Raw genomic sequence first — 7,909 nt, forward strand, 5'->3', positions numbered from 1 at the left:
ACAGCTTTGACGAACCGAAAAATAAATTGCTGCTTTAGAAAAGGTTTGCAAACAGAATTTTTCGCTGCTTTTTGAGAGGAGAAAAATTTTGTAAACTGCTTACATTGTGTGTCAGAAGATGTGAGTTAGCAAGGTAGAGCGTCTACTGGCAGAAGCTTGGATAAAGCTTAAATAAAGTTTGATATTCTGCTTATTTTGGATGCAGTGTCACTTCAACTTCACTTCTTGTTTGCGCTTCGTGGGGAGAGAAGTGCTTGCCACCCTGCGACAGCGACCCGAAGCAGGCATGACGATGGTAATGATAACGCGAGGCAGGGCTCAGGTGCATGAGTTTTGCTAACGCCTGAGCCGCGCTTTCTATCCTGGTGATTTTTCCTAAGGCTGAATTCTAAAGCTGAGTCGGCGGATGGTGCTGATGCCAGTGACGCGCAATCTCGATGCGACGACAAATCCAGACGCGATCGTGCTTTTGCACATAGTCCAGGAATCTTGCCAGCGCAGCCGCCCGTCCGGGCCTACCGACCAATCGACAGTGAAGCCCAACGCTCATCATTTTGGGAGCAGTTTCGCCTTCAGCATAAAGGGTGTCAAAGGCATCGCGCAGGTAGGCAAAAAACTGATCGCCAGAATTAAAACCCTGATACGTCCCAAACCGCATATCGTTGGCATCCAACGTGTAGGGAATAACCAGATGCGATTTGCCGTAGTCATTGTTCCAGTAGGGCAAATCGTCGGCGTAGCTGTCTGCATCGTAGAGAAAACCGCCTTCTTCCACGACGAGTCGGCGTGTGTTGGGGCTGATGCGACCCGTGTACCAGCCGAGAGGACGACTGCCTGTGACGCGAGTATGAATCTCGATCGCCTTTTTGAGATGTTCTCGCTCGGTTTCCTCGCCAAAATACTGATAGTCGATCCAGCGATAGCCGTGGCTGGCAATTTCCCAGTCTGCTTCCAGCATTGCCGCAACCGCTTCGGGATTTCGCTCCAGTGCCATTGCCACTCCATAAACCGTGACCGGAAGCTGGCGATCGGTAAATAGCCGATGCAGCCGCCAAAAGCCCGCCCGACTGCCGTACTCATAGACCGACTCCATATTCAGATTGCGAACTCCCATCAGCGGTGTTGCGCCGATCGTTTCAGACAGAAAGGCTTCTGAAGCTGGATCGCCGTGCAAAATGCAGTTTTCGCCGCCTTCTTCGTAGTTGATCACAAACTGAACGGCAATTCGCGCCTGATTTTGCCATTGGGGATGGGGAGGAGTGCGCCCGTAACCCACCATATCTCTGGGATAGGAGTCGCTGGGATAAAAATTTTGCATATCGAGTCAGGCAATCCCTTGAGTGATGTCTTGAGCCGTTTACTGTTACGCCGATCCGAAGATACTTTGGCAGTCTTTCAACTGCAAGAGAACCAAATTTCCTCGTCATCAAAAAGCAATAATTCGACCCCCTGGGCAACGTGATAGACTTCCAGCAGATTTTCTGTGTTAGAGGAGTGTATTAAAATGCGCTTGACGAAAAAAACCTTCAGAAGAGCCGGGATTGTGCTTTCGCTTGCTGCCACCGGAGGACTCACTGCTCCAGTTGCCCAGGCAACAACGATCGAGCTAGGTAGCGTTACTCCAGCAGCGGTCAGCTCTGTTCCAGCCAGTGAAGCGACGATCGCTCAGACTTCTACTCCGGCTCCCACTCCGGTTCCTGCCCCAGCTCCGGCTCCTGCCCCGGCTCAAACTCCCGCTCCGGCTCAAACCCGCCCTGCCCCGGCTCCCGCTCCGGCTCAAACTCCCGCTCCGGCTCAAACTCGTCCGGCTCCCGCTCAGGCTCCGGCTCCAACCCCATCTCCGGCTCCAGTAGCCCCCGCAGCAGCTCCCCGTGCAGGCGAACCTCAGCTTTATGAGCGTGCCAGTTTCATTGGAGTTTGTCGATCGAGCGGTTCCCAACCGATCAATCTCTCTGCGGACGTGACCCGCAATACGTTTGTCAGAACAATTCAACCCTTTACCCGAATTACGCTCACAGGAGTTATTGCTTACAACAGTTCCGGAGGAGTACAGTATGTGCAGATTAGCGCACCCCAGCTTGGCTACGTGCCAACCTCAACTCTATTAACCGACTGTAATGCGGGTCCGTCTCCCAGCCCCACCCCGACTCCCACCGGACGTTCCTACCGGGTTGTACCGTCTACAGGTTTGGCTGCCCGCACATCTCCAGGCGGAGAATTTCAGACGATAAACGGTCAAATAGATGGTCCAGCAGGGGGTTCAACCGTTACAGATGTCGCCCCACCTCGCCAGCAGAACTTTAACACTCGCTCTTGGCGGCTAGTGCGCTACACCAGCATTAACGGCTCGCCCCGCGAAGGCTGGGTAACAGAAACCGGGGCAAACTTCCAGGGACAGAACCTCCTTCCGTTGCCTTAACCAGCGCATCTGGTAAAAGTCGATTAAAAGTCGATCGGGAGTTTGGCTGGATTTCCTCAGGCAGTTCCTAAAACAAGGGCAAGTTTGCTTGCTGCGGTTAGGAAACGCCTCAGAATTTTGGCAGGGCGATCACGCCGAGGAGATGTTGAATGTCGGATTTATGAGATCCATCTTCACGAATGCTCAGTCTGCCAAGGAACCAGAACGCCTCCGATCGACCGCTCCTATTCACCTATCTACCGACCTCTTTACACCTCTGCCTGATACTTCGCCACCTGTGGGGCAGCCTTGTACTCAATCAGCGTTGCCTGTTTCCCCTGCCACCGTTGCAGCCAGTACTTGAATTGCCCGATCGCCTGAGGAAACTTGGACAGCACACAGAACCTGCTATAGATTCGCGCTGCCGCGGGTTGATCTCCAAAATTGCGCCGATAGCGATAAATGCGCCACATCTGGTAGGGGTAGCCCAGCAGCAGCATGAGACTAAAGCCCTGCGTGATAGGAACAAGCCCGATCGCCAGACTCGGCACAATTGCGCCCCAGAGCCAGCCACTACGGCATTCTTTGACTCGGAACTTTTCTGGTGAGCGACCGTGCATGGCTGCCCCCGCTGCTGCCGCCCAGCCTCCCCGCACCGATCGCTTCCACCACTGGCTAAAGCGGGTCATCGCCGCATCGTGCAGCGTCATCTTCACATCAATCCGCCAGATTTTCCATCCCTTTTGCCGCAGCCGCATACACATATCCGGCTCTTCTCCGGCAATCAGGCTTTCGTTATAGCCATTCACTTCTCGAATTGCACTGGCTCGCGCCAGAATATCGCCGCCGCATTCAGTTGCTTCCCCGACGGGTGTATTCCACTCCAGATCTGCCAGCAGGTTATAAATCGAAGCTTCTGGATATCGCTCTATCCGCCGTCCTGTGACGATCGCGAGCTGCGGATTGCTATCGAGAAAAGAAACGGCTTGCTCGATCCAGCCTTCGATCAGTTCGCAGTCACCGTCAATAAACTGCACGTACTGAATCTCAGGACAGTGCTCGATCAAATAGCGAAATCCAGCATTGCGCCCGCGTGCCATCGTGAAGGGAATCGTCATATCCAGTTCGACCACCTGCACGCCCAGAGCTTGAGCGGCTGCTACACTGCCGTCTGTAGAACCTGAGTCAACATAGACGATCGGCGTGCCTGCGGGAAGTTGGGCAATCAAGGAATTGAGACAGCGTATCAGCCGTTCTCCCTCATTACGACCGATCGCCACAACGCCAATACTGTTCATGTGCGCCTGATCCTGCTGCATTTAAGCGGAAAATTCCACTGAAATTGTAAGCATCTCTACTGAAAATTCGTGATGTGATCGATCCGGACTCGTCGAGTCTTTACGGAGTGGCGCGGGTTGATTAAGATTCGCTGAGGGTCAGGGAATCTCTATCGATCGGCTCATGCATGGAAGTAGAAGGCAGAAAAGGGAAGTCAGGAGTTTGAAGGTGGTTTGAGCAGTGGCAAAACTCCAAACACCTGCTCAGGAACTGATAGGTACTAATAACCAATGGGTACCAATAACCCGAATTGAAGAGTCAGGGGTGGTTTCAGGGGGTCAATACAGACTTTCAAACATCCTTTTCAATCTTTTCAATTAAGCAGGCTGAAGGAAGGGTAAACCTGCTGCCTCGATCGCGCTTTCTCGGTGCTTGATTAGCGTTGCCAGCGGAAGCGGACCCTGAAGATGCTGCCAGGGAAGGATCTGCTCAGTTGACCAATCTGCATGAACGTAGAAACTCAAGTCGGGCAACTGTCCTTTCATTTCCTTAAACACCCGTCGGTAGCTGCCCAGAGAATCACCATAGTGCCGCACTCGCTCCAGCAAGCCCGATAGCCGCCGATCGCCTCTTGAAATCAGAGCTTGAATTACTGACCAGTTATAGCTTTCAGGACGAAAATCAATCCCGTGAGGACGAAGCTGTTTTTGCAGCAGTTTGAGCCGCTTTTCTGCATCGGGATTTACCCCATGCCACTGAAACGGCGTGTGCGACTTGGGCACAAAGGTACTGCATCCCAGGGTGAGCCGCAATCCGGGCGTGGATTTTTGCAGGGTTCGCATCAGGGAAACGGTCTGCTCCAGGTCTTCGGGTTCCTCCGTGGGAATGCCGACCATGCCGTAAAGCTTCATTGCGCTCAGTCCTCCAGCTTTGGCGTTTTGCGCCGCCTGAAGAATCTCGTCGGTTTCTAGCTTTTTGTTGATCACGCGTCGAATACGATCGCTGCCGCTTTCGACGGCAATGGTGATCGAGCGCGTATCGTGCTTCACCAGGGCTTGTGCCAATTTGGGTGTCACCGTATTCGTACGCACCGAGGAAATGCTGACCCGTACCGAATCATACTGAGGCTGATCCAGGTGGTTTAACAACGCTTCAAATTCGGGGTGCTGTGTGACTGAGGCTCCCAGTAAGCCCAGACGATCGGTGACTTGTAGCCCACGATCGATCGCCGGAATCAGAGATTCTTCCAGATTTGCCGTTCGGAAGGGCAGGGTTAAATAGCTGGCAAGGCAGAAGCGGCACATCTCCGGGCAACTCCGCACCACTTCCACCATGTAGATATTTTCCCAGGCGGCTTTCTCAGTAACGATCGTTGAGGCAGACAGTGTATTGCCCCGATAAGTCTGCTTCTGGACGATTGACGGAATATCAGCGGCAATTGGCTCGATCGCTTGAATCAGTCCATCTGGAGACTCATAGGTGACGTGATACAGGCTAGGAACGTAAATTCCCGGAACCTGCGCCAAATGACGTAACTGGGTAGCGCGATCGGCAGTACGGACTTGCTGATAGGCATCGATAAACGCCTCTAGCAACAGCTCTCCATCGCCCAGCAGCACCACATCAAAAAAGTCAGCAAAGGGTTCTGGGTTCGCAGTTAGCACGGGTCCGCCGCCAAAAATCAGCGGATCGGCATCGGTGCGATCGGCAGCGCGAATCGGAACTTGCAGCGACTCCAGCAGCCCTAGAATATTCACATAATCTAGCTCCCAGGATACTGAGAATCCTAGCAGTTCTGGGTCAGTGGGCAGGGGTTCGTGCAGGTCGGTAAATAGCCGCGCCACTGCCAGATCAGAACGCGCTGCCAGTGTTGCCCAGACCACCTGATAGCCCAGGCTGGTGATACCAACACTATATTCGTTTGGAAAAGCAAAAATGAGCGGAATCGCATCCAGGGCAGGAGCCGCAGGCGTAAACAGGAGCCGTTCAGCAGCAAAAACAGTCACAGGTTGATTTGACAATGGGGCATTAGTTCCTTTCAGCCTAGCATTTCAGCCGAGTCGATCGCTTTCATCCGTATTTATGCTTAGCCCAATTCCTCCGCTTCATGAAAGAGGACGGGAAATTCAGAACATCCACCGTGGGTTTTTTGAGGTCTTCTTATTTAGATCAAAGATAGTTGTGAGTTGTGCAAGATCATCCTTTCAAGCCGTTCTGCTGACAGGATCTCTGCTAAACCCTCTTGCGGACAATCTTCTGTTCCCTGGCTCTGTTTTAGTCTTTGCTGCATCTACGAGCGACAGGTTGTTTATTTCGGCAGTGAATCTGCTATCTCTTGAGCGTGAAGGGCAATTTCAATGAAACCATTTGATGAGCAGCACGGGACTTACGTTCCCTTATCCGAACGGGTTTTAAACGTTCAGTCAACATTTGCCCAATCGCTTGACTCGTGTAAAACCGGAGCCGACTGCCTGCTTGAAAAAGGCATCGAGCAATACCAGCTTCGCGAGTTTCAGCCAGCCCTCAAAACCTTCCAGCAAGCTCTGGGGATGTATCGTGCTCTTCAAGATCTCCAGGGAGAAGGGCGCGTATTGGGAGGCATGGGCTTGACCTATTACGGACTCAGCAACTATCCAGAGGCGATCGCCTGTTCCCACCAGAGCTTAGCCATTGCTCGCCAGATCGAAGACCGCCCGACGGAGCGGCAAGCACTTGCAAGCCTCGGAAACGCTTACCGCCACCTGGAAGACTATAGCAGAGCGATTTTCTACAAGCATCAAAGCCTGGATGTCGCGAAAGAAATCGGCGATCGGCGCGGCGAAATGGCAGCCCTGAACAATCTCGGTATGGCATACAAAGCGGCGGGGGACTATGCTCGCGCCATCGACTCCTACGAGCAGGGCTTAGCGATCGCCCGCGAGCTTCAGGATTTGCAGGTCGAAGGACAGGTACTCCGCAACATGGGCAATGCCCACCATGCCGTTGGCAACTTTGTGGAAACCGTCATTTGCTACGAGCATTTACTCACGATCGCCCGCCAGCTTCCCAATCGCCATACCGAAGCGCAAATTCTTCGCAATCTTGCCAGTGCCTGCTACCGCATGGGCGATGCTCTCAAAGCGATTGCTTATCATCATCAGCGGCTTGCGATCGCCCGCAGCCTGAGCGATTTAGATCTCGAAGAGCAAACCCTTGATAGTCTTGCCATTATTCATGACAGCCTGGGACATCATCGCCTCGCGATCGAGTTTTATGAGCAGCGCATCACCGTTTTAGGAGTGCTGAAAAATAGCCGCCAGCAGCAGCAGGCCATTCTCAGCTTGAAAGCCGCCTGTCAGGCGATCGGGGATTATGAAAAAGCAAACCGCTATCCTAACGCTACCCTTCTAGCTCCTTAGCGACGGTTCAAACCCGTGACGGCTCAAACACTCGCTGAGGGCAACTGGCAAAATCCACAGATTGCCTTCCAGATCTCGTCGGTCACATTGCCCAGGCCATGGTCGCTGTCCAGTTCGATCAGCCGCACTTTCGATCGCCTTTTGGCATAGTCTCGGCTTGCCTGAATCGAAATCACGTCGTCCTGGGTTCCGTGCAGGAGCAGAGTGGGAACCGATCGCTGAAGCTGAGCATCGTCATACTGTTTGAGATCGGCAACAAACGAATACGTTAGGGGCAGCATTTTTTGTTCGGCATGGTGGTAGACCCCGAGGAAATTCTGCGCCTGCCACTGCTGCACGGTAGACTCGCCTAGTTGGGGAAGCCACTGCGCCAAAAACTGAAACGCTGGAGCCAGCAAAATTAACCGCTCAATCTGCGGATGTCGCTCGGCAAGCCAGACAGCCGTAAGTCCACCAAAGCTGGAACCAATGATTGTGACGGGCTGATCGATCGGCAAAAGGGCGGCAACCTGCTCAAGCTGGCGGCTCAGGGTAAGCTGGGCAAAGTCAGGCTGATTCAGGTCAGGTGTGATCAGCGCAATGCCAAATGCCTGAAATCGATCGCGCAAATCCTGAGCCTTTGCCGATCGGGGACTGGATGCAAAACCATGCAAGTAAATAAAGGGACTGCTCACGCGATCGTTTCTTCCTGGTTGTTTTGCTGATTGTGATTTTGCGAATCGTTATTTTGCTTATGACGATGGGCTTATATCAGTTGAAAGACGGTTTTTAAAGCTTCAGCGGCTATAGTCAATTAATCTCATTTTTGATTCCTTTTGTTTCATTTTTGATTTCT

Annotated in this window: 6 protein-coding genes; 2 read left to right on the forward strand and 4 right to left on the reverse strand. The window is 52.8% G+C overall.

Annotated elements, in window-relative coordinates; translation table 11 throughout:
* Nucleotides 1–388: 388 nt before the first annotated feature.
* The gene (gene puuE, locus H6F80_RS25855) at nt 389–1,318 is read right to left on the reverse strand and encodes an allantoinase PuuE (RefSeq protein ID WP_190794389.1); all 930 of its coding nucleotides are present in this window, start codon (nt 1,316–1,318) and stop codon (nt 389–391) included.
* A 186-nt stretch (nt 1,319–1,504) separates the two neighbouring features.
* On the opposite strand from puuE, the gene H6F80_RS25860 reads away from it, so the two are divergent.
* Nucleotides 1,505–2,419, forward strand: a complete 915-nt coding sequence (locus tag H6F80_RS25860) for a hypothetical protein (RefSeq protein WP_190794390.1) — start codon at nt 1,505–1,507, stop codon at nt 2,417–2,419.
* Between the two features lie 248 nt (nt 2,420–2,667).
* Here H6F80_RS25860 and H6F80_RS25865 read toward each other — a convergent pair whose 3' ends face one another.
* Nucleotides 2,668–3,696, reverse strand: coding sequence for a glycosyltransferase family 2 protein (locus H6F80_RS25865; protein WP_190794391.1), 1,029 nt, complete (start codon nt 3,694–3,696; stop codon nt 2,668–2,670).
* A gap of 357 nt (nt 3,697–4,053) precedes the next feature.
* Nucleotides 4,054–5,682, reverse strand: a complete 1,629-nt coding sequence (locus tag H6F80_RS25870; protein ID WP_347277929.1) for a B12-binding domain-containing radical SAM protein — start codon at nt 5,680–5,682, stop codon at nt 4,054–4,056.
* A gap of 351 nt (nt 5,683–6,033) precedes the next feature.
* Between H6F80_RS25870 and H6F80_RS25875 the strand changes: the two genes are divergently transcribed.
* A complete protein-coding gene (locus H6F80_RS25875; RefSeq protein WP_190794393.1) occupies nt 6,034–7,074 on the forward strand; it encodes a tetratricopeptide repeat protein in 1,041 nt (346 codons plus the stop codon).
* A 23-nt stretch (nt 7,075–7,097) separates the two neighbouring features.
* Here H6F80_RS25875 and H6F80_RS25880 read toward each other — a convergent pair whose 3' ends face one another.
* Complete coding sequence (locus H6F80_RS25880) at nt 7,098–7,748, reverse strand: YqiA/YcfP family alpha/beta fold hydrolase (protein WP_190794394.1); 651 nt, start codon at nt 7,746–7,748, stop codon at nt 7,098–7,100.
* Nucleotides 7,749–7,909: the final 161 nt, after the last annotated feature.

The organism is Leptolyngbya sp. FACHB-711, from assembly GCF_014695615.1.
Classification (GTDB): Bacteria; Cyanobacteriota; Cyanobacteriia; order Elainellales; family Elainellaceae; genus Leptolyngbya_A.